The organism is Sporomusa malonica (assembly GCF_900176355.1).
GTDB classification, from domain to species: Bacteria; Bacillota; Negativicutes; order Sporomusales; family Sporomusaceae; genus Sporomusa; species Sporomusa malonica.
Genome location: NZ_FWXI01000010.1, coordinates 21,207 through 41,685, shown reverse-complemented (window position 1 = coordinate 41,685; position 20,479 = coordinate 21,207). Strand labels below are relative to the sequence as shown.

18 protein-coding genes and 1 other annotated feature are annotated in these 20,479 nt (G+C 45.5%); of the genes, 13 read left to right on the top strand and 5 right to left on the bottom strand.

Annotated elements, in window-relative coordinates; genetic code table 11:
• The first annotated feature begins 14 nt into the window (after nucleotides 1–14).
• Nucleotides 15–899, top strand: coding sequence for an L-serine ammonia-lyase, iron-sulfur-dependent, subunit alpha (sdaAA, locus tag B9A22_RS12795; protein WP_084576124.1), 885 nt, complete (start codon nucleotides 15–17; stop codon nucleotides 897–899).
• A gap of 61 nt (nucleotides 900–960) precedes the next feature.
• Complete coding sequence (locus tag B9A22_RS12790; RefSeq protein WP_084576123.1) at nucleotides 961–1,341, top strand: RidA family protein; 381 nt, start codon at nucleotides 961–963, stop codon at nucleotides 1,339–1,341.
• A 147-nt stretch (nucleotides 1,342–1,488) separates the two neighbouring features.
• Here B9A22_RS12790 and lgt read toward each other — a convergent pair whose 3' ends face one another.
• On the bottom strand, nucleotides 1,489–2,283 hold the full coding sequence (gene lgt, locus B9A22_RS12785) for a prolipoprotein diacylglyceryl transferase (protein WP_084576122.1): 795 nt from the start codon (nucleotides 2,281–2,283) through the stop codon (nucleotides 1,489–1,491).
• Between the two features lie 79 nt (nucleotides 2,284–2,362).
• On the opposite strand from lgt, the gene B9A22_RS12780 reads away from it, so the two are divergent.
• Both B9A22_RS12780 and B9A22_RS12775 read left to right on the top strand, forming a co-directional pair.
• A complete protein-coding gene (locus B9A22_RS12780) occupies nucleotides 2,363–2,896 on the top strand; it encodes a TlpA family protein disulfide reductase (RefSeq protein WP_084576121.1) in 534 nt (177 codons plus the stop codon).
• Nucleotides 2,886–3,590 (top strand): cytochrome c biogenesis CcdA family protein, encoded by a 705-nt coding sequence (locus tag B9A22_RS12775; protein ID WP_084576120.1) that lies wholly within the window; start codon nucleotides 2,886–2,888, stop codon nucleotides 3,588–3,590. The genes B9A22_RS12780 and B9A22_RS12775 overlap by 11 nt, the downstream gene beginning before the upstream one ends.
• Nucleotides 3,591–3,597: 7 nt before the next feature.
• On the opposite strand, the gene B9A22_RS12770 is transcribed toward B9A22_RS12775, so the two are convergent.
• The 3 genes from B9A22_RS12770 to B9A22_RS12760 all read right to left on the bottom strand — a co-directional run bounded on the left by B9A22_RS12770 (nucleotide 3,598) and on the right by B9A22_RS12760 (nucleotide 7,982).
• Nucleotides 3,598–3,867 (bottom strand): metal-sensitive transcriptional regulator, encoded by a 270-nt coding sequence (locus B9A22_RS12770; protein ID WP_084576119.1) that lies wholly within the window; start codon nucleotides 3,865–3,867, stop codon nucleotides 3,598–3,600.
• 73 nt (nucleotides 3,868–3,940) lie between these two features.
• The gene (locus B9A22_RS12765) at nucleotides 3,941–4,636 is read right to left on the bottom strand and encodes a metallophosphoesterase (protein WP_084576118.1); all 696 of its coding nucleotides are present in this window, start codon (nucleotides 4,634–4,636) and stop codon (nucleotides 3,941–3,943) included.
• Between the two features lie 76 nt (nucleotides 4,637–4,712).
• On the bottom strand, nucleotides 4,713–7,982 hold the full coding sequence (locus B9A22_RS12760; protein WP_245823977.1) for a DEAD/DEAH box helicase: 3,270 nt from the start codon (nucleotides 7,980–7,982) through the stop codon (nucleotides 4,713–4,715).
• A gap of 142 nt (nucleotides 7,983–8,124) precedes the next feature.
• Between B9A22_RS12760 and B9A22_RS12755 the strand changes: the two genes are divergently transcribed.
• Nucleotides 8,125–9,501, top strand: a complete 1,377-nt coding sequence (locus B9A22_RS12755; protein ID WP_084576116.1) for an aminotransferase class V-fold PLP-dependent enzyme — start codon at nucleotides 8,125–8,127, stop codon at nucleotides 9,499–9,501.
• 71 nt (nucleotides 9,502–9,572) lie between these two features.
• On the opposite strand, the gene B9A22_RS12750 is transcribed toward B9A22_RS12755, so the two are convergent.
• A complete protein-coding gene (locus tag B9A22_RS12750) occupies nucleotides 9,573–9,977 on the bottom strand; it encodes a hypothetical protein (protein ID WP_084576115.1) in 405 nt (134 codons plus the stop codon).
• A gap of 109 nt (nucleotides 9,978–10,086) precedes the next feature.
• Nucleotides 10,087–10,297 (top strand) — a binding site (T-box leader).
• A 51-nt stretch (nucleotides 10,298–10,348) separates the two neighbouring features.
• Between B9A22_RS12750 and leuS the strand changes: the two genes are divergently transcribed.
• The 8 genes from leuS (at nucleotide 10,349) to B9A22_RS12710 (ending at nucleotide 20,209) form a co-directional block, all read left to right on the top strand.
• On the top strand, nucleotides 10,349–12,829 hold the full coding sequence (gene leuS / locus B9A22_RS12745; RefSeq protein ID WP_084576114.1) for a leucine--tRNA ligase: 2,481 nt from the start codon (nucleotides 10,349–10,351) through the stop codon (nucleotides 12,827–12,829).
• A gap of 32 nt (nucleotides 12,830–12,861) precedes the next feature.
• Complete coding sequence (trxA, locus tag B9A22_RS12740) at nucleotides 12,862–13,185, top strand: thioredoxin (RefSeq protein ID WP_084576113.1); 324 nt, start codon at nucleotides 12,862–12,864, stop codon at nucleotides 13,183–13,185.
• Between the two features lie 277 nt (nucleotides 13,186–13,462).
• The gene (locus B9A22_RS12735; protein ID WP_084576112.1) at nucleotides 13,463–14,635 is read left to right on the top strand and encodes a radical SAM/SPASM domain-containing protein; all 1,173 of its coding nucleotides are present in this window, start codon (nucleotides 13,463–13,465) and stop codon (nucleotides 14,633–14,635) included.
• A 4-nt stretch (nucleotides 14,636–14,639) separates the two neighbouring features.
• Nucleotides 14,640–15,632, top strand: a complete 993-nt coding sequence (gene nirJ2, locus B9A22_RS12730; protein WP_084576111.1) for a putative heme d1 biosynthesis radical SAM protein NirJ2 — start codon at nucleotides 14,640–14,642, stop codon at nucleotides 15,630–15,632.
• A gap of 295 nt (nucleotides 15,633–15,927) precedes the next feature.
• Nucleotides 15,928–17,058: a hydrogenase small subunit gene (locus B9A22_RS12725; RefSeq protein WP_084576110.1), complete on the top strand. Its 1,131-nt coding sequence runs from the start codon at nucleotides 15,928–15,930 to the stop codon at nucleotides 17,056–17,058.
• Nucleotides 17,059–17,079: 21 nt separating this feature from the next.
• Nucleotides 17,080–18,972 (top strand): nickel-dependent hydrogenase large subunit, encoded by a 1,893-nt coding sequence (locus tag B9A22_RS12720; RefSeq protein ID WP_084576109.1) that lies wholly within the window; start codon nucleotides 17,080–17,082, stop codon nucleotides 18,970–18,972.
• Between the two features lie 20 nt (nucleotides 18,973–18,992).
• A complete protein-coding gene (gene cybH, locus B9A22_RS12715) occupies nucleotides 18,993–19,715 on the top strand; it encodes a Ni/Fe-hydrogenase, b-type cytochrome subunit (RefSeq protein WP_084576108.1) in 723 nt (240 codons plus the stop codon).
• 11 nt (nucleotides 19,716–19,726) lie between these two features.
• Nucleotides 19,727–20,209 carry a HyaD/HybD family hydrogenase maturation endopeptidase gene (locus B9A22_RS12710; RefSeq protein WP_084576107.1) on the top strand — a complete coding sequence of 161 codons (483 nt, stop codon included), beginning with the start codon at nucleotides 19,727–19,729 and terminating at the stop codon, nucleotides 20,207–20,209.
• Nucleotides 20,210–20,479: the final 270 nt, after the last annotated feature.

Below are 20,479 nucleotides of genomic sequence, written 5' to 3'. Positions count from 1 at the left end.
GAGTGTAAGAAGCTATGTCATTAGACAAACTGTCACTTGAGGAATGGGTTCAGGCAGCTCAGGTACAATCAGTTCCTTTTGCTGACTTTTGCGTAGATTTTCAGTCCAGGCAGCTGGAATTGCCTGCAGCTGAAGTGATTGCGCGCATGGAAGCAATACTTATTGTTATGGAGGAGTCAATTGCTGCTGGACTCAAAGGACCCCGTTCCAAAGGCGGGCTGGTGGGCGGTGACGCGCAAAAGCTGCAGCAATTCACCCAAGGACCAAAGAAGAACATAATGGGAAGTTTTATCAGTAAAGCTGTGGCTTATGCCCTGGCAGTCGGCGAAGCTAACGCTGCCATGGGCCGGATTGTTGCTGCTCCAACGGCTGGCTCAAGTGGTGTATTGCCGGCAATCCTATTTGCACTTAAAGAAGAGTGCGGTCTTAGTCAGACTGAACTTGCTAAAGGGCTTGTAGTGGCTGGTGCAATTGGTATGGTCATTGCCTCACGCGCGTCTCTCGCCGGAGCTGCTGGCGGGTGTCAGGCTGAATGCGGTTCGGCCGGAGCTATGGCTGCTGGTGCTATGGTATCGCTCTTAGGTGGTACACCTGCTCAGTCCGGACATGCGGTTGCCATGACGATTAAGAATATGCTGGGATTAGTCTGTGATCCGGTGGCAGGACTCGTTGAGGTGCCTTGTGTTAAACGCAATGCCGGAGCTGTAGCTCAGGCTATTGTTGCTGCCGAAATGGCGCTGGCTGGAGTCGAAAGCGTCATACCAGTAGACGAAGTAATCGACGCTATGGATTCGGTTGGTCAGTCGATGCACTGCTCGCTTAAAGAAACGGCTCAGGGTGGTTTGGCAGTTACGCCTACTGGCCTAACGTTAACAGAAAAAATATTTGGTAATGTCTAGTAGCAGGTATTTTCCAATAAATGTAGAATACTCAAAAGAAAATAGGATTGGAGGCTGCAGCATGAAAACAGTTGTTAGTTCTGACCGTGCCCCGCAGGCCATAGGTCCCTACTCACAGGCTATCAAGGCTAATGGCTTTTTATTTATCTCAGGACAGATACCACTTGACCCCATTACTGGACAAATTGTCTACGGCGGCATCGAGAATCAAACCCACCAAGTACTCGCTAATCTTCGGGCAATTTTGGAAAGAGAAGGGTTAACCTTTGCTAGTGTTGTCAAGACAACGGTATTCTTGAAAGATATGGACGATTTTGCCGTTATGAACAAAGTCTATAGTCAGTACTTTACTGAGGAGCCGCCCGCCCGGGCCTGTGTCCAGGTAGCTAAGCTGCCGCGTGATGTTAGTGTAGAGATTGAACTGATTGCCGTTTACCCCTAAACTAAAGTAAAGAAAACACGACTTGCGCCGAGCCTCTGGCGATAGCGGAAGTCGATGTTGCCCTTATCCAGGAGAAAGTTATACTTTCTTATCAGGACAAAAGAGGCCGTATTGAAACTTTCGTTTCAGCACGGCCTCTTTTCAATTCTACTTGCTTTTGTCAGTCAGTCCGATACGCTCAGCATAGTAGCCTTGCCGGATAAACAGGATCAAACCAATGAGTATGACTGCCAGGCTGGTAAGTTGGGCGGATTTTAGGCCAAACATCAGTGTTCCGTAGTCTCCACGAAGAAACTCAAGAAAGAAGCGGGCCGTAGAATACAAAACAGCATACAGGATAAAAACCTGCCCTTTGGCATGGTTGGTTGTCCGAAAGATTAATAACAGTACAAAGATGACAACATCGATCTGGCCTTCCCATACCTCTGCCGGCCACAGCGGCTTGTCGCCGTAAACCTGGTAGGCCAATGTTGTTGAGGGATAAACAATGCCAAAATTCCCACCAGTAGGGTGACCGAAGGCATCTCCATTCATCAAATTGGCCATGCGGCCAATGGCTTGGCCCATAATGACAGCTGGAGCCGCCACAATATCAGCAAATGCCCAAGTATCAATTTTATGGATTTTAGTATAAATGATGCCGGCAATTGCACCGAGTAGAACACCGCCCTGGATAGCCATGCCGCCCTGCCAGACGAAAGGAATCTCAAGCAGGTGATGCTGGTAATAGTCCCAGTCAAAAAAGAAAACATCCCATAAACGGGCGCCGACAATGCCTGCTAAACCGCAGTAGATGCCCATATCAGGTACATGCTGGTGCCAACGACCATCTTGTTTGGCAAGGAAATAGGCAGTACCGGTTGCCAGGATAATACTCAAACTCAAAATGAGTCCGTATGCTCTGATCGGAAAGTCACCGATAAAAAAGAGGTACTGATGCATTGTGTGTTGAACCTCCACTATTAATAATAATAAGCCATAAAACATATATCTGTTATATACAGTACGAGAGGGGACCAGTATGCCGAAAAGACTCATAATTTTAGCAGTAGCAGTAATTGCCATGACCATGGCAATTGGTTTTGTCGCTATGCAGCCTGATAGTCTGCCAGGAGCTGAAACCAATAAACCGTCTGCAGATACCGGCGTGACAAGTGGGAAAACACTGCCAGGGTTTTCGCTTACCGCCCTGGACGGAAAATCGACAAAGGTTGCTCCCGCCGGACAAATTATTGTACTTAACTTCTGGGCAACTTGGTGCCCGCCTTGCCGCCAGGAGATGCCTGAACTGGATAAGTTTGCTCAAAAATATAGTGGTAAAGTTATATTCTACGCCGTCAACATTCAGGAGTCTGCCGATAAGGTGGCTGAGTACATGACTCAAAGCAGATACACCATGAATGTCCTCCTAGATAAAGATGGCGAGGTGGCGAAAACCTTCCGCATTAACAGCATACCCACAACGCTGGTAGTGGATAAACAAGGTATTATTAAATACCGCAAGTCAGGCCCAGTCACTGTGGCCGAACTGGAAGGAGTGCTGAATGGATTATAACCTCACCCTGTTAACTGTTTTTAGTGCAGGAGTAGTATCCTTTTTATCACCTTGTGTGCTGCCTATGCTGCCAACATATACTGCCCTTTTGGCAGGCACTGGGGATCAGACAGAAGTCTATGCTAAGCGCTGGAGCTTCTATATAAATGCCATTAGTTTTCTCAGTGGATATACTATAATATTTGTAGTTATGGGTGCAACAGCATCTTATATTGGTGAGCTGTTTTTTGATTACCAGGAAGTCATCCGCAAGGTTGGAGCAGTATTTATGGTAATTATGGGTCTGCAAGTGCTTGGTGTGCTAAAAATCCTCAGCCTTCAGCGCGAATACCGGCCACTACTGCGTGGTACTTTTACCGGTCCCTTCGGAGCCTTCTTATTAGGCTTGGCAGTTACTGCCGGCTGGACCCCGTGCACTGGCCCGATTTTAGCTACTGTGCTTATGCAGGCAGGCTCTTCGGCTACTGTCAGTCAGGGGGCTTTTTTACTGTTCATCTATGCCATGGGCTTTTGTGTGCCATTTTTAGTGTTAGCTATAACAATAAACCGCTACATAACCAAAATAAAAGGAGTATATAAATGGTTGCCTGTTATTCAGCAGATAGCGGGAGCCGTTCTTGTTGCGGCAGGCTTTTTCATCTACTTTGATTTAATGCAAAAAGGTTTGGGCGTATTTTGGAACCTTTTTCGCTAGGTAATCTCTACTTAAGGAAAGAAATCATTTGTTTGACTATCTGTTCAACTTTTTGTTTATCTTCTGGATTGTGAGTTATATCGCCCAAACATTCAATAGCATTGTTTTCCAGAATATAAATTCCAATTTTTTCGATAGAGGCCCTAATTGCTGAAAGTTGAATTAGGACACTACTGCATTGCTGACCCTCTTCAACCATACGTTCAATACCGGCAATATGGCCTTTGACATTCTTCAGGCGGTTTAACACTTCTGTTTGGGTGGAATTGCTAGCCATTACTACACCTCGTTTCTTGTCCTGATAGAAAGTATAACTTTCTCCTGTTTTCTTTATCCCAGGAGGGGCGGGGTTATATAAGCTGTTTGACCTTGAACTCTAGTGCATCGCAGGACACCAAATGATAAGCGGTACCGTTAATTATACCGGTAGCCGCATTTTTTATTGATGATTCGCTGTGTAAGTGGCCGTAAATGCAAAGCTCTACGTTATATTTGGCGATTAATCCGGCAAAGCCTGTTTCACTATAGTGATTATAAAATGGTGGGAAGTGGAGCATCAGGATAATGCGGTTAAACCCCGCTGTGCAGGCGGCATTAAGTGAAGCCTCTACACGCAGGAGCTCCCGGTCAAAAATCGGTCTGTCTTCAGTCGTGAATAAAGGGTCTTCCGGGCATGTCCAGCCTCGACTGCCACAGACAGCCCATTCGCCGGCAGGGGCAAAACTATTGTTGAGGAACTCAATTTTTCCTTCTACAGCTTTATTCATTTTACTCATTGTCTGCCACCAGTAGTCGTGATTGCCCCTTACCATGATTTTTCTTCCAGGCAGGCTGGCAATCGCGTTTAAATCGACAAGGGCGTCAGGGAGTTTCATAGCCCAAGAAATGTCGCCGGCAATAAGGACAACATCTTCATTAGATACTTGTTCCTGCCAGCTTGCCTTAATTTTATCCCAATGACCTTCCCAATGGTCTCCGAAGATGCTCATCGGCTTAGCAGGTGGTTCCCCGGACAAATGAGTGTCAGCTATGGCAAATATCTTCATATAAAAGCTTCCTTACGTTTATTTGAGTAAAGCCTGGAATATATTGTATCTGATAACAGAGCGAATAGCAATGTTTCTACAGTGTAAACAAACTTCGAATTTCAGCCTCATTCATTTTGGTTAAGAAATTTTCGCCAGGTTTAATGAGACTGTCAATCATTTCTTGCTTTTTCTGTTGCAGTAGATAGATTTTTTCTTCAATCGTATTTTTGGTTATCAGTTTATACACCTGAACAGAATTCTTTTGACCGATCCGATAAGCGCGGTCGGTAGCTTGGTCTTCAACAGCCGGATTCCACCACGGGTCATAGTGAATTACCATATCAGCTCCGGTAAGATTAAGCCCTGTGCCACCGGCTTTGAGCGAGATAAGAAAAGCCGATTTTTCGCCAGCATTGAAAGAATTGACAAGCCTGAGACGTTCTTCGGCCTTTGTTGAGCCATCCAAATAATAATAGCCAATTTTCATGATCTCAAGTTCTTGTCTAATCAAGGCCAACATACCGGTGAATTGTGAAAATAATAATACTCGATGCCCGCTGTCGATAGCGTCTCTCAATAGCTCCTGCAGCATCTCCAGCTTACCGCTGCCGCCAGAATAGTTTTCAATGAACAAGGAGGGATGGCAGCAGATTTGCCTGAGTCTTGTTAGCAGTGACAAGATCTTAATTTGACTCTTTTCAAAGCCATTCGCGCTGACTTCATCTTCAAACTCTTGTTTGGCTTTTAAAAGCCAGGCAGCATACAGCTTAGCTTGGGGGGGGCTCATTTCGTTTACCATTTTACTCTCGATTTTTTCCGGCAGTTCTTTTAGAACTGCTTTTTTCATACGCCGCATAATAAACGGTTTAATATGCCGCCCTAACTCCTGCAGGGCTTTTTGGTCGCCATTTTTGACAATGGGAATCTCGAATCGGTTGCTGAAAGCTTTGTGGGTGCGCAAGTAGCCTGGCATGAGAAAATCGAAAATCGACCATAACTCGGTCAATGTGTTTTCAATTGGTGTGCCAGTAAGGGCAAAATAGCTTTTCGCTTTTATTTGTTTCACTGATTTGGCATTTAACGTGTTTGGGTTTTTTATATGCTGGGCCTCATCTAAAAAACAGTATTTAAAGCTTCTTTTTTCATAAAAATCGATATCTCGCTTGATAAGACCATAAGAGGTTATTACTAGATCGGCGTTGTCAATGTCCTTGAGCTGCTCTAGCCGTTCACTAGGTTGTCCAGAGATAACGGCTATTTTTAAGCTGGGGGCGAACTTTAAAACTTCTTCCTGCCAGTTATAAACCAGTGAGGTTGGCGCAATGACCAGTGATGCCTCTGGAGAAGTGCCTTTTTCTGAAAGAATAAAGGTAATTACCTGTAAGGTTTTCCCTAGCCCCATGTCATCGGCTAAAATGCCTCCCAAACCGTAATTAGCAAGTGACTTAAGCCATTTAAACCCTGTTTTCTGATAATCTCTAAGTTTACCTTGGATTCCTTGAGGAATTGCATATTCGATATCTTGCGGTTCGCGGATGTCTTGTACCATGCGTTTAAAAGCGCTGCTGCGTTCAACGGTAAAGTCAGGCGTTTCGCGCGCTAGGCTGTCTAGGTAAAGGGCACGGTATTTTGGCAACTCGACAACTTGTTTTTCAATGTCAGCTGGGCGCAGGCTTAATTCGTCAATTAATCTGGCAGCAGCCTGAAATTCGGGTAAATCAAGTGGTATAAATCCACCGTTCGGCAAGCGGTGATAGCGTTTTTTTAGCTTATAAGCGGTTAATAAATCAATTAATTCTTTCGGTGATATGTCTTCAAGCTGAAGCGAGAACTCAAGCATGTCGGTTTCCGTATTAAGCCTTACGCCAGCGCCAATCTTTCCAGCCGGCTTGATTTTAATATTGTTAAAGTCATCTGAATAAAGAACTTCAGCAATATTTTGGAGTTCTGGTAATGCTTGCTGCAAAAAAATGTAGGACGCTTCTTCATCTGGTAGAACCAGCTTGTCGGCTGACCAGGCAAACCCGTATCGCTGAAAAATGTTTAATAATTCTCTTTCTTGGGTAGTAGACCGGAGCAGCCACTTACCTGCAGTATCAGAGTGACTAGCTCCTTTATCGTTAACAGGATTTATTATCAAATCGCCGTAGCAAAACTCGATCCTAGCGCTTACTCCATCACCAAGCCTGTCAAGATAGATGCGCTTTTCCAGCTGCTCTTTGTAAAACTTGTTGTAAACGGCTGCATCTACTTTGACTGAAGCAATTGTTTCAAGTGCAGGCAGTGTACCTGACACAAAATCAGACACTGTTGCCGCCGGAATTTGTAGTTCTGGTTTCCGGTTTTCGTTAAAACAATTTAATAATCGTCCTACATAACTGGCAAAGACAGCATCAACATGGTAAATAGCCTTATTATGATAAATGTAGCGGAACTCGGTATCAAGTCCATAAAATACATTGCCTGATAGATCCATAGACAGACGCAGCCCGCCCTCAATGGTTTTAACTGAAAGGTTTACTGGTGGCCGGCCGCCTTGAATGCGGACCCCTGGCGTTGCCTCATTATTGATGACTACGGTAAACGGCTTAGCGCCCATAATTTCAAAAAAACGCATAAGGTTTGAATGAATCAGTTTAAACCGGCGGGGTTCGCTAAAAGCAGAATTGGACTGAAGTCCGGAAAAAGAACGATAATTCCATACGGCACGTTGATTTTCTTCATCGTAGGCCTGCTGCAGTAGTTTGACTAATGCTGCTGTCACATCATCAAAAATAATTTCTTGTGGTTTTAACGTAAAATTTTTGCCGAAAACAATCTCCTGGTTATGGTTTAAGGCTGTAAGCAGCTGGGGTATATCTTTCAGGACATACATCCGGTCAGAGCCAATGGTAAACTCCAGATAGCTTGTTTTTTGGGTATTGTACAAATGAAACCCATAGGTAGGCACAAGTTTTACCAGAGCAGGTTTGCTTGATATGTTTGTATTGGTTGCAATATCCTTGTCCTGAAAAAAATCCAGGAGTTCACGGGTTGCCCGTGTTAACGGTACTAGGCTGGAAGTGCCAAAGTATTTGCTCCAGCTGTGCTGGATGGTTTTTAACACCGCGACAACATGCTTGCAAGCGCCGTCATAGTTGTAAAAAGCCGGGCAATCGCATTGATAGTGCTTGATTTTTTGTTGCTGAGTAAAGGTCACAGACACCATATAAAAATATTGTCCACGCACTCGGGCTTCAAAGGTAGTATCCTTGAGCGAAAACTGCAAGTCGTCGACACAATTATTGTGGTAATAGTGGCAGCCTCTTATATAGGAAGCGTGAGAATCTGCTTCACTTTTGATTTTTTCTTCAGTTAACATCATAGCTCCTTCCCGCTTTGTTTAACTATAATAAATTATATTAATGTAGATAAAAATCCTGCACACGATTCCCCAAGTTTAACTATTGGCATACATTATATCGACGGCATATTAGCTTAGATTATGCTAAAAGCGGGGTTGAAATATGATTTACCGTAACTTGAGTAGTTATTTCCGGAGCTTAGTAGCCGGGGCTGATACAAAGATACCGATAGCGAATGGTAAATACGTTACGGCGATTAACTTTGACAATGCGGCCACCACGCCGCCGCTTTGCTCGGTGCTAAAAGAAATTGCCTGCTTCGCTCCCTGGTATGCCTCTGTTCATCGCGGTAAAGGTTATAAATCCATTCTTACTTCAGAGCGTTATGATCACGGGCGGGAAGTTGTCAAACAGTTTGTCAAGGCAGATAAACATGATGTTGTAGTTTTTACCAAGAATACAACTGAATCAATCAATATGCTGGCCTATGCCTTAGCAACTGATGACAAGCAGCAGGTGGTTCTGTCAACAGACATGGAACATTTAGCTAATGACCTGCCATGGCGGGATAAATTCACTATTGATTATGTAGCTATAACAAGCTCGGGCAGATTATCATTAGAGAACTTAGCGCTAAAACTCCAGACCTATGAGGGCAGAGTAAAACTTGTGACTGTTACTGGTGCCTCAAATGTGACCGGTTATATCAATCCAATTCATACAATTGCCCGGCTGGCCCATAAATATGGTGCCAAAATTTTTGTTGATGGTGCCCAATGGGTGCCGCATACTCCTGTTGATATGAAGCCGTATGATTCTCCCGAACATATTGATTACCTGACCTTTTCCGCACACAAGATGTATGCGCCGTTTGGCGCCGGGGTTCTTATTGGGGCAAAAGAAACCTTTGAACAAGCCATTCCCGTATACCAGGGTGGCGGGGCAGTCGGTTTGGTGTCGCAGCAAACTATTGAATGGGATAGTCCTCCTGCAAAATATGAAGCGGGAACTCCCAACATGATGGGTGTATTGGCACTTATCACAGCAATAGAGACACTATCTAGACTAAATATTGGTGACATTCACAATTACGAACGGAAATTGATTGACTATGCCATCGGCGGTCTGTCAACTATCCCAGGCATTACCTTGTACAGTACCCGGGATCGGGATGAAGAAAGAGTAAGCCTGGTATCCTTTAGCCTAGAAGGAATGCACCACAGCCAAGTGGCAGAAATCTTATCCCAAGAAGCGGGAATTGCTGTTCGCAACGGTCTGTTCTGTGCTCACCCCTATGTAGAAAAATTACTGAATTTAAGTGAAAAAGAAATCAGCCATTATCAGACCCAAAATGATAAAACCATTCCCGGATTGGTTCGGATTAGTTTTGGTATCTACAATAACCTCCGGGAGATAGAGGGTTTTCTTGATTTGTTATCACATGTTGCTAAGCACCGACAATATTATGCCCGCAAGTATAGTTACGTACTAGCGCCTGACCGCTGCGGGGATCGGAAAAAGGATGACCTGTACTGCTAGAAACAAAACCACCCAGATTCCGTAGTTCGGATTCTGCGTGGTTTTGTTCTTTGCTTAATTTTGCATTCATTTTAGTTACTGGAGCTAACTGATTTAATCCATTCCTCCAACTTAGCCAATACTTCTGCCCTGGCGGTGTCTACCTCTGTGCCGCGCCATTCCTGCCCTGTTTCACTGTCAAACCATGAATCCTTTTGTGAAAAAGTTCCAGTAGGGTAGAGTTTTTCTTTGGCAGCATCTAAGATACCATCAAACATGCTTTGCTTAATATTTTTCCTGATCATGCGGCAGCCGGCCTTTTCGGTAGTTGCAACTTCTATACCGTCCGGGCCGGCGCTAAGCTCAACGTAGGAAAGCAGCTTGCCTTGCTGGCCAGCGGCGGAAATAGCCTGCTTGGCATAAGCGGCGGCCTGCTCCCGCTTAATACTGTCATCATTGACACTAACTCTGACATTGCCGATAATAAGCTTATACATGACGCACCTCCTTATGAACTATTGTATGAGTATTTGCCTAATATAGAACAGCTTTTGCCAGTGCCGCCATAAGTTGACTTTTGCAATTTATTGCTATATAATGGAACATACAAATCTGAAGAGGCAGAATAGTAAGCTTATTGGATGCTGTTCAGAAAGTTGGCGGCTGTTGCGAGCCAATCTGCACGATAGCTGAACTCGCTGCTCAGGAGCGGCCGTGAAATTTTTTGTAATGGTCGACGCAAGCCAGCGTTATAGGTGAAGAGTGGATGACAACTGTCATCAAACAGGGTGGTACCGCGAGAAACCTCGTCCCTGGCGTCAGCCACGGGACTTTTTTTACTATTGTCCGAGGGGGATTGAATTACTCGATGAATGAAAAATACACGCCACAAGAGATTGAAGCCAAGTGGCAAAAACTCTGGGTTGAAAACGATGCCTTCCGCACAACCATTAATCGCCAGCGACCAGAATATTATGTTCTGGAGATGTTTCCTTATCCGTCAGGCAACCTGCACATGGGCCATGTACGTAACTACTCAATTGGTGATGTTGTTGCCAGATTTAAGGTAATGCAAGGCTATAATGTGCTGCACCCTATGGGGTGGGATGCCTTTGGCATGCCTGCCGAAAACGCAGCTATCAAGCATGGCATTCATCCTTCGTCTTGGACATGGGAAAATATTGCTAACATGCGCCGCCAGCAGCAAGAGCTGGGCTTATCATATGACTGGGACCGTGAGGTGGCCACCTGCCACCCTAAATACTATCATTGGACACAGTGGCTGTTTTTGCTGTTTTTTGAACGGGGGTTAGCCTATAAAAAGAAAGCAGCAGTAAACTGGTGTAATGACTGCAATACCGTGCTGGCCAATGAGCAGGTGGTTGATGGTCGCTGCTGGCGTTGTGACTCGGTTGTCATTAAAAAAGATCTTGAACAATGGTTTCTCAAAATAACAGACTATGCTGACCGTCTCTTAACCGACCTGGCTGAGCTCAAAGGCTGGCCTGATCGTGTTAAAACCATGCAGGAAAACTGGATCGGCCGCAGTGAAGGCGCTGAATTCAGCTTTGCTGTGCTAGATATTAACGATAAGATTGCTGTATACACTACCCGTCATGACACCGTTTTCGGGGTAAGTTATATTGTACTGGCACCTGAACATGCATTGGTGGACAAGCTGATTACCGGTAACCCGGAAGAAGCGGCTGTCAGGGCCTTTGTTGAGCGCGTTCGCGGCCAAAGTGAAATTGCTCGCACTTCAAATGAGACTGAAAAAGAAGGTGTCTTCACCGGCGCGTATGCCCTTCACCCGTTTACCGGTGAGCAAGTACCTATCTGGATAGCTAACTATGTTTTGGTGGAATATGGTACAGGCGCAGTAATGGGGGTACCAGCTCATGACCAGCGCGACTGGGAATTTGCCGGAAAATATGGATTATCCAAAAAAGTTGTAGTTCAGCCGGTTGGCAAAGAGCTTGATCTAAGTGATATGACCGGAGCTTATGATGGTCAGGGGACTATGGTTAACTCTGGAGAATTTAGCGGTTTGGATAATGAAGCAGGCAAGGTCAAAATTGCTCAGTGGTTTGAGACACAGGGGATAGGCAAACGCCGCATCAACTACCGTCTGCGCGACTGGCTGATCTCCCGCCAGCGCTATTGGGGTGCACCCATTCCGGTCATCTATTGTCCGGACTGTGGTACAGTGCCTGTTCCTAAAGATCAACTGCCTATTTTGCTGCCTGAAAATGTTGACTTTGCCAGTGGGTCAGTATCGCCTCTGGCTAAAGCCGAAGAATTTATAAACTGTACTTGTCCTAAGTGCGGCAGTAAAGCGCGGCGTGAAACAGACACCATGGACACCTTCATCTGTTCGTCTTGGTACTATTTCCGCTATACCAGCCCGCACAGCACCGATGAGCCGTTCGATCCCGACAAGGCTAACTACTGGATGCCTGTTGACCAATACATCGGTGGTATTGAACATGCTATTCTCCATCTCTTGTATTCGCGGTTCTTTACCAAAGTACTTAAGGATGCCGGCTTGGTTAATGTCAATGAGCCGTTCAAAAACCTTCTGACTCAGGGGATGGTTATCAAAGACGGTGCAAAAATGTCTAAGTCTAAAGGTAATGTAGTTTCACCTGAAGAGATTATCGGTAAATATGGTGCTGACACAGCCAGACTATTTATCCTGTTTGCTGCTCCGCCAGAACGAGACTTGGAGTGGAGCGACCAGGGGGTAGAAGGCGCCTACCGGTTCTTAGGGCGTTTGTGGCGGATTGTTGGTTATTATGCACCGCTAGTCAAAGAAGAAGTAACAGACTATGACCCCAAGCAGTTGAGCAAAGAAGAAAAAGAGCTTCGCCGTATCCTTCACGTGACCATTAAGCGGGTAACTGAGGATATTGGACAGCGGTTTAACTTCAATACAGCTATCAGCGCTATTATGGAACTGGTGAATGCTATGTATGCGCTTAGAGAACAGGGTGTAACGCCCAATGTTGGTTTAGCGCGGGAAGTAGTGTCAGGGCTCTTAAAAATGCTTGCGCCGTTTGCGCCGCATGTTACTGAGGAACTCTGGATGGAAACCCTTGCTGAGGGCAGCGTGCACAAACAGTTGTGGCCGACCTTTGAGGCTGCCGCGATGGAAGTAGAAGAGGTTGAGATTGTACTACAGATTAACGGCAAGGTCCGGGATAAGGTTGTAGTTCCGTTTGGTCTGAGTGCCAAGGAACTCGAAAAGACAGCCCTTAGTCAAGAAAAAGTTCAAGCGCTTATTGTCGGCAAGCAAATTGTTAAAGTCATATCGGTCCCGCAGAAGCTGGTTAATATTGTTGTAAAATAGAGATAATAAATAAAAATGAGGAGGCGGAAAAAATGAGTGTGCTTACCATAGCAAGCATGACTGAATTCAATGATGCTGTACTCAAGTCTGACAAACCAGTGCTAGTAGACTTTTGGGCTCCATGGTGCGGCCCTTGCAAAATGGTTGGACCGGAAGTTGAGGCAGTGGCTAAAAACTTTGAGGGCCGGGCAGTTGTAACCAAGGTAAATATTGATGAACAGCAGGCTTTGGCCAGCCAATACAACGTGATGAGCATTCCGACGCTGATAGTCTTTAAAGGCGGCAGTGAAGTCGGCAGGATTACTGGTTACCGTCCACAAAAAGATATTGGCGATACTTTAGAAAAAGTATTATAAGCAAACTTGAAACTCCTGGAATAAAATCCGGGAGTTTTTTATCCGTCTGGATAAGGGCAACATCGGCTTCCGCTTTCGCCAAAGGCTCGGCGCAAGCCGTGTTTTCTTTATGTATTCTAACTTGTATTTGTCTGTAAAATTTGCCATAATTAAACTAAATCTAAGTGGACCTAATTTTCAATAGATAGTAGGAAAGTTTGGGGATGTCAGCAGGGAACACCCTGGGGAATGTCGAAATTATCATTAAACTTAATTTTCGAAGGAGACATAAATAAAGATGATAGGTTGCACTAAATTGCTTTGCGGCACAGCTACCGTGTCGGACATAGTAAAATATGGCCGCAGTTCGCGCCATTTGCCGCCACAGATGCTTCAATTTTCTTCAGATGCAACACCGATTGTCGTATGGAACTCGACTAATCGCTGTAATCTGAATTGTCAGCACTGTTATATTTGTGCCGAAGACCGTGAATATGCCGGAGAATTTACAACTGCTGAAGCTAAAGCTTTTATTGATGATTTGGCAGATATGAAGGTGCCAGTCTTACTGTTTTCCGGTGGTGAGCCGCTCGTACGGAAGGATTTGTTTGAATTAGGTGCGTATACCATTGAAAAGGGGATTCGCCCTGTTATCTCGACAAATGGTACGCTGATTACACCAGAGATGGCCAAACGCATCAAAGATATTGGTTTCCAGTATGTCGGTGTCAGTGTAGACGGTAATGAAGAAGTCCATGACTATTTTCGGGGCAAAAAAGGCGCATTTCAAGAAACAATTGCAGGGATTCGCAACTCAATTGCGGCGGGCAACAAAACAGGCATCCGCTTTACTGTGAACAAACTTAACTATCACACTTTACCTGATATTTTAGATATTGTTGAGCGGGAAAAGATTCCTCGCTTCTGTATGTATCATCTGGTATATGCCGGACGTGGCCGGGAGATGGCTGAACTTGATACCACGCCAGAACAAAAACGCCAGACTATAGAACTTCTGATTGAACGGACACTGGATTTCCACCGGCGCGGTATTGAGGTTGAGATTCTTACTACTGACAACCATGCTGATGGGATTTATATTCTGCAATATTTTGAACGTACCCAACCTGAGCGCGTGCCAGAAATTAAAGAACTCCTGTCTATGCATGGCGGGTGTTCAGCCGGGCAGAAAATGGCCAATGTTGATCCGCAGGGCAATGTTCACGCCTGTCAATTCTGGGGACATAAGTCGCTGGGCAATGTACGGAAGCAGCCGTTCAGCCAAATTTGGCAAAATACCCAGGATGAATTTTTGTGCAAGCTTCGTGACAAACAAAGCCATGTCACCGGCCGTTGCGGCGAGTGCCGGTATAAAAGTTTTTGTGGTGGCTGTCGGATAAGAGCCGAAGCCGTATCTGGTGATCTATGGAGCGAAGATCCGGCCTGCTATCTTACTGATTATAAGGAGTAACTGCATGATAATCTCATGGAATACCACTCAGCAGTGTAACATTAACTGTGTGCACTGTTATCGTGATGCTGGTGCTAAACGGGTAGATGAGTTAAGCACAGACGAAGGAAAAAAACTGCTCAGCGAGATAGCGAAAGCTGGTTTTAAGATTATGATCTTAAGCGGCGGTGAACCCATGCTTCGTCCCGATATCTATGAACTCATCTCACATGCTGCTTCAGTTGGCCTTAGACCTGTTCTCGGCACTAATGGTATTATGCTTACCGGTGATGTACCTGCCAGGCTGAAGTCTGCCGGACTGATGTGCGCAGGGATCAGTGTGGACAGTCGCGACCCTGAGCGCCATGATACTTTTCGCGGGCTTAAAGGAGCTTGGCAGCAGACTATGGAAGGCATAAGAACCTGCCGGGAGGCTGGTTTGCCATTTCAAATCCATACGACAGTGAGCAATTGGAATGAAAACGAAGTGACAGACCTTACTGACTTTGCTGTTGAACTCGGTGCTGTGGCTCATCACATTTTTTTCCTGGTGCCGGCAGGTCGGGGGAAAGATATTGAAGACACAACACTAAAGACCGCTCAGTATGAAGCTCTGCTGACACGTATTCTTGATAAGCAGGCAGCTACTTCGATTGAGCTAAAACCAACGTGCGCTCCACAATTTATGCGTATTGCCAAAGAGCGGGGCGTACCTATGCGTTATACCAGAGGGTGTCTGGCCGGAACCACTTATTGCGTAATACTGCCTAACGGTGATGTGCAACCTTGCCCGTATCTGCCGCTGAAAGTTGGCAATGTGCGGGAAACTGCCTTTGATGCAATCTGGCAGGATAGTCAAGTATTTAAGGAACTTCGCCATGAACCACTCAAAGGCGGCTGCGGTTCCTGCGGTTTTGATCAACTGTGTGGCGGCTGCCGCGCCAGAGCGTATTACTACTCAGATGGAGATTATTTAGCGGAAGAACCCTGGTGCAGCCGAGGCTGCAGAGATAAATAACAGGTTATTGAGAAAAACGAGATTGCTATACTACCGTTCGCAATGATGATACCGTTATCCGGTCATTGCAAGCGAGAAAGGCAATCTCGTTTTCTGTATAAATGCTCCCAGGAAAGGAAATCTAATAAAGCCGAATAATTGCGCGGATGTGGCAGCCGTAATCTCTGAATTTCACAAAATAGATCAATGGATAATTATTTTTACTTTCAAACTAAAATGGACAGGAAATTCAGAAAAAAGAGAGAATACCAAATAAAGGGATTAGTTAGGAATACTTATTTTAAGGGGGGCGACTATGGAAAAGCGGGATACCCTTTGGGAATTATTCCAGAAGAAAAATATTGGTCGGCGCGACTTCCTAAAAACATGCGTGGCCCTGACCAGCATGATGGGCTTATCCACTGAATTTTTACCTCAAGTAATTGAAGCAGCTGATAAAAAGCCGCTGCTGCCAGTTATTTGGCTCCACGGTCACGAGTGTACAGGCTGTGATGAAAGCTTTATCCGCTCGCAGTCACCGCTAGCTTCAGATCTTGTATTAAATATGATTGCTCTTGAATATATGGATGTATTAGCCGCTGCAGCCGGCGAACCGCTTGAGCATCACTTGGAAGAAACCATTAAAAAGTACGCTGGTCAATATGTTCTAATATTTGAAGGAGCTGTACCTACTGCTGAAAACGGTATATACTGTATGGTCGGCGGCAAACCAATTCTTGAAACCTTGAAACATGTTGCTCAAAATGCGGCAGCTATTATTGAAAATGGTTCCTGTGCCGCCTGGGGTGGCATTCAGGCTGCCAGACCTAATCCGACTAAATCCGTGGCTGTAAGTGAAGTAATTAGCGGTAAGCCTATTATCAAAGTTCCTGGCTGTCCGCCGATTCCTGAAGTTTTGACAGGTACAATCATGCACTATGTGTTATTCGGGCAACTGCCGCCTGTTGATAATCAGGGACGGCCAAAGCAATTCTTTGGCAACCGCATTCATGATACCTGTTACCGGCGCCCATTCTTTGATTCGGGCATGTTTGTTGAGAAGTTTGACGACATGGCCAGTAAAGCTGGCTGGTGTCTGTACAAGGTAGGCTGCCGGGGACCTGAGGCTTATAATTCCTGTGGCAATATGCGTTGGTGGAACGGTATGAGCTATCCTATCCAATCAGGCGCGCCTTGTGTGGCCTGTGCGGCTAACAATTTCTGGGATAATGATCCTTTTTATGAGCGCTTGCCTAACATTCCGGTGCCTAATACAATTGCCAACGCAGACAAAGTTGGCGCTATCCTGGCTGGCGTGACTACCGCTGGCGTAGTGGCTCATGGCATAGCATCCTATGTTCAGCATAAAATGCATGAGTCGAAAGCAGAACACTCGCCAGAAGGCACTGATGAACATAAGCCTGAACGCGGCCAGGATAATGAATAGGGACGAGGAGGAACTGCTTAGATGAAACGCATAGTTGTTGACCCAATAAACCGGATTGAGGGCCACCTGCGAATTGAAATAAAAGTTGACGAAGCTACCGGCAAAGTTGAAGACGCCTTGTCAAGCGGTACCGCCTGGCGGGGAATTGAATTGATATTGAAGGGACGAGACCCTCGGGATTCCTGGATGTTTGCCCAGCGCATCTGTGGTGTATGTACTACTGTCCATGCATTAGGCAGCCTAAGGGCTGTTGAAGATGCGCTAGGGATCGAAATCCCCAAAAATGCTAACTACATCCGCAATATCATTGCTGCCTCGCAAATGGTTCATGATCATACTGTGCATTTTTACCACCTTCATGCTTTAGACTGGGTAAGTCCGGTTGCTGCTCTCAAAGCTGACCCGGCAGCCACAGCGGCTCTCCAGAACACAGTGTTGGAAAAGTACAGCCTAAAGTTTGAGGGGCCTGTTAGTTTTGATACCAATGCTTATCCCAAAGATTTCCCTAAAGCAACTACCGCTTATTTCAGAGAAATTCAAAACAAAATAAAGAAGATTGTCGAGAGTGGCCAGTTAGGTATTTTTGCCGGTCATTACTGGGAACATCCCGACTATGATGTCTTACCGCCTGAAGCCCATCTCATGGCTGTATCGCACTATTTAAATATGCTTGACCGCCAGCGTGAACTGGTATATTCACATCTTGTTTTTGGTGGGAAAAATCCTCATCCTCATTACATAGTCGGTGGAATGCCGTGCTCGATCTCGATGAACGATATGAATGCACCGGTTAACACGGAACGATTAGCATTAGTTGATACATCAGTAAACCTGGGGATTGACCTAGTTAATAATTTCTATATTCCTGATTTGTTGGTTATTGGTGAGCTCTTTGTCAAAGCAGGTTATGTGGATGGCGGTGGCTTAGCTGGACAGCGGGTATTATCTTTTGGTGATTTTCCGGATGAACGCTATAGCGGGACATCAAATGGCGATTTTTTCAAAAATCTATTGGTCGACTCAAGCGGTGTTGTTGAGAACTTTGGCCAGGGTGTGTCTAAGGCAACTTTCTTTCCGCTGGAAGGCAAAGATTTAAGCGATCCTAATGTACTGGCTGAAGGTGTCGAACATTCCTGGTATAGCTATCCTGAAGCAGGCAAAGACCTTCATCCCTGGAGTGGCGTTACCAGTCCGCAGTATACCGCGCCCAAGGAAGGAACTAAGACCAATTGGAAATACCTTGATGAAGCCGGAAAGTACTCCTGGGTTAAAACGCCAAAATGGAATGGGAAAATGGCGGAAGTGGGCCCGTTGGCTAAGTACATTGTAGTGTACACCAAGGTTAAACAGGGAATTATTCAGCAGCCAACCTGGGCGGAAAAACTCATTGTTGACCAAATTGATGCAGTATCAAAACTACTCAACCTACCACCGGAAAAATGGATGCCCAGCACTGTTGGACGGACTGCTATCCGCGGCCTAGATGCTCAGCTAAGCGCCTACATAAACAAGTATTTCCTGGATAAACTGATAAATAACATTAAGGCAGGCGATACAACAGTAGCTAACACTGCCACCTGGGATCCCGCAAGCTGGCCGAAAGAAGCCAAAGGTGTTGGTCTGCATGAAGCACCCCGCGGTGGCCTTAGCCACTGGGTGACAATTAAGAACGGCAAGATTGACAACTATCAGGCTATTGTTCCCTCCACCTGGAACGCCTGTCCGCGAGACGGCAAAGCCGGTTATGGTGCTTATGAATCCAGTATGATAGAGACTAAGGTGAAGATTGCCGAAAAGCCGCTTGAAATACTGAGGGTTATTCACTCCTTTGACCCCTGTCTGGCCTGTGCAACCCATCTGTATGACAAAGAGGGCAAGGAGCTTGCAGTAGTCCGCACCGACCCGTATTTATAGAAAAAGGAGGAATACCGGTCATGCGCCAAGGAGCTATGAAACCGTATTACCTGTTTAGCCCGTGGACACGGATTTTTCACTGGGTAATGGTAATATGTACATTTATTCTGTTTTTTACTGGGCTGTATATCGGCAATCCCTTTTTCTTAGGTACACAAGGGATGGAACCGACATTTGCCGTTAACAATGTGTTGTCCATGGAAGTGATACGCTATATCCACTTTATTGCGGGTTACGTGCTTGTCATTTCTTTTATTCCACGCATTTACGGCTTTATCATTAATCCCGGTGACAGGCTGCTGCCTAAGCCGTGGACCAAGCTCTACTGGACAGGGATTATCGATACCAAAATGCACTATATGTTCATGCGCAGCAAGCACCGGCCTTATTTAAGAAATTCATTGGCCAGGTCTGGTTATTTGGCTGTGTATCTTATGTTTTTAATTGAGGCTATTACCGGTTTTGCCATGTACTACATGGTCGACCCAAACCGGTTTTTGGCAAAAATATTTGGTCCATATACCAACTGGCTAGTCAATGAGTATATGGTTCACATGATTCACCATTATGTTGCTTGGTTCATAATCCTATTTGTTATCGTTCATGTTTACATGGCGATCAGGGCTGACTTTACAGAAAAAGGCGGCGAGGTATCTGCTATGTTTTCGGGCATCAAGTACATGGAAGAAGAGCCTGACGATCTAGGCGACATAATAGATACTAAGAAAAGTAAGGCAAAATAGGAGCTTCGATTATGGAGAAGATCATTGTTCTAGGTGTCGGTAATATTTTAATGCAAGACGAAGGTTTTGGCGTCCGGGTGGTTGAAGAACTCACCCGGCGCTATGCATTTCCAGACAACGTGCAGGTCTTAGATGGCGGCACGTTAGGGATGGAACTGCTCAGATTTATCGCTGGTGCTGACCGACTGCTCATTATTGATGCTGTAAACGGTGGCTGTGCGCCAGGCGAATTCTATCAGTTTGCCAATGAGGAAGTCAAAGCCTATTTTAGGGATAAGGTGTCGATGCATGAACTGGGGATTCAGGATGTGTTGGCAGCATTGGAGCTTATAGAAGAACCAGTCAAAGAGGTTGTGGTTCTCGGCATTCAGCCTGCTGTTATCGATGTTGGACTAGAGTTAAGTGAAATAGTGCAGCCTGGTGTTGATAAGGCTGCGGCTAAAACGATTGAGGTTTTACGTTCTTGGGGTATAAACTGCCTGACGCATACATAGGTTTTATAAAGAAAACACGGCTTGCGCCGAGCCTTGGCGAAAGCGGAAGCCGATGTTGCCTTATCCAGACGGAAAGTTATTACTTTCTTACAGAATAAAGATAGACTTAGCTTCAGGTGGGGTTTTAACCCCATCTGAAGTTTAGTCGACCTTATCCAGGGACTTAGACGCTCGCCTGTGCCCTTTGGGTATAACTCCCGCTTATATACCCTAAAGGGCATAGGAAAGCGGGAGTCTTAGAGCGACTTAGTCATCGGATAAATGCGGGAG

Bases quoted from the DNA above. Each gene is read 5' to 3' on its own strand.
- B9A22_RS12760 (WP_245823977.1), bottom strand. From the start codon at position 7,982: ATGATGTTAACTGAAGAAAAAATCAAAAGTGAAGCAGATTCTCACGCT.
- cybH (WP_084576108.1), top strand. From the start codon at position 18,993: ATGCGCCAAGGAGCTATGAAACCGTATTACCTGTTTAGCCCGTGGACA.
- B9A22_RS12775 (WP_084576120.1), top strand. From the start codon at position 2,886: ATGGATTATAACCTCACCCTGTTAACTGTTTTTAGTGCAGGAGTAGTA.
- sdaAA (WP_084576124.1), top strand. From the start codon at position 15: ATGTCATTAGACAAACTGTCACTTGAGGAATGGGTTCAGGCAGCTCAG.
- B9A22_RS12790 (WP_084576123.1), top strand. From the start codon at position 961: ATGAAAACAGTTGTTAGTTCTGACCGTGCCCCGCAGGCCATAGGTCCC.
- B9A22_RS12765 (WP_084576118.1), bottom strand. From the start codon at position 4,636: ATGAAGATATTTGCCATAGCTGACACTCATTTGTCCGGGGAACCACCT.
- B9A22_RS12755 (WP_084576116.1), top strand. From the start codon at position 8,125: ATGATTTACCGTAACTTGAGTAGTTATTTCCGGAGCTTAGTAGCCGGG.
- B9A22_RS12780 (WP_084576121.1), top strand. From the start codon at position 2,363: ATGCCGAAAAGACTCATAATTTTAGCAGTAGCAGTAATTGCCATGACC.
- B9A22_RS12750 (WP_084576115.1), bottom strand. From the start codon at position 9,977: ATGTATAAGCTTATTATCGGCAATGTCAGAGTTAGTGTCAATGATGAC.
- trxA (WP_084576113.1), top strand. From the start codon at position 12,862: ATGAGTGTGCTTACCATAGCAAGCATGACTGAATTCAATGATGCTGTA.
- nirJ2 (WP_084576111.1), top strand. From the start codon at position 14,640: ATGATAATCTCATGGAATACCACTCAGCAGTGTAACATTAACTGTGTG.
- B9A22_RS12725 (WP_084576110.1), top strand. From the start codon at position 15,928: ATGGAAAAGCGGGATACCCTTTGGGAATTATTCCAGAAGAAAAATATT.
- B9A22_RS12720 (WP_084576109.1), top strand. From the start codon at position 17,080: ATGAAACGCATAGTTGTTGACCCAATAAACCGGATTGAGGGCCACCTG.
- B9A22_RS12710 (WP_084576107.1), top strand. From the start codon at position 19,727: ATGGAGAAGATCATTGTTCTAGGTGTCGGTAATATTTTAATGCAAGAC.
- leuS (WP_084576114.1), top strand. From the start codon at position 10,349: ATGAATGAAAAATACACGCCACAAGAGATTGAAGCCAAGTGGCAAAAA.
- B9A22_RS12735 (WP_084576112.1), top strand. From the start codon at position 13,463: ATGATAGGTTGCACTAAATTGCTTTGCGGCACAGCTACCGTGTCGGAC.
- lgt (WP_084576122.1), bottom strand. From the start codon at position 2,283: ATGCATCAGTACCTCTTTTTTATCGGTGACTTTCCGATCAGAGCATAC.
- B9A22_RS12770 (WP_084576119.1), bottom strand. From the start codon at position 3,867: ATGGCTAGCAATTCCACCCAAACAGAAGTGTTAAACCGCCTGAAGAAT.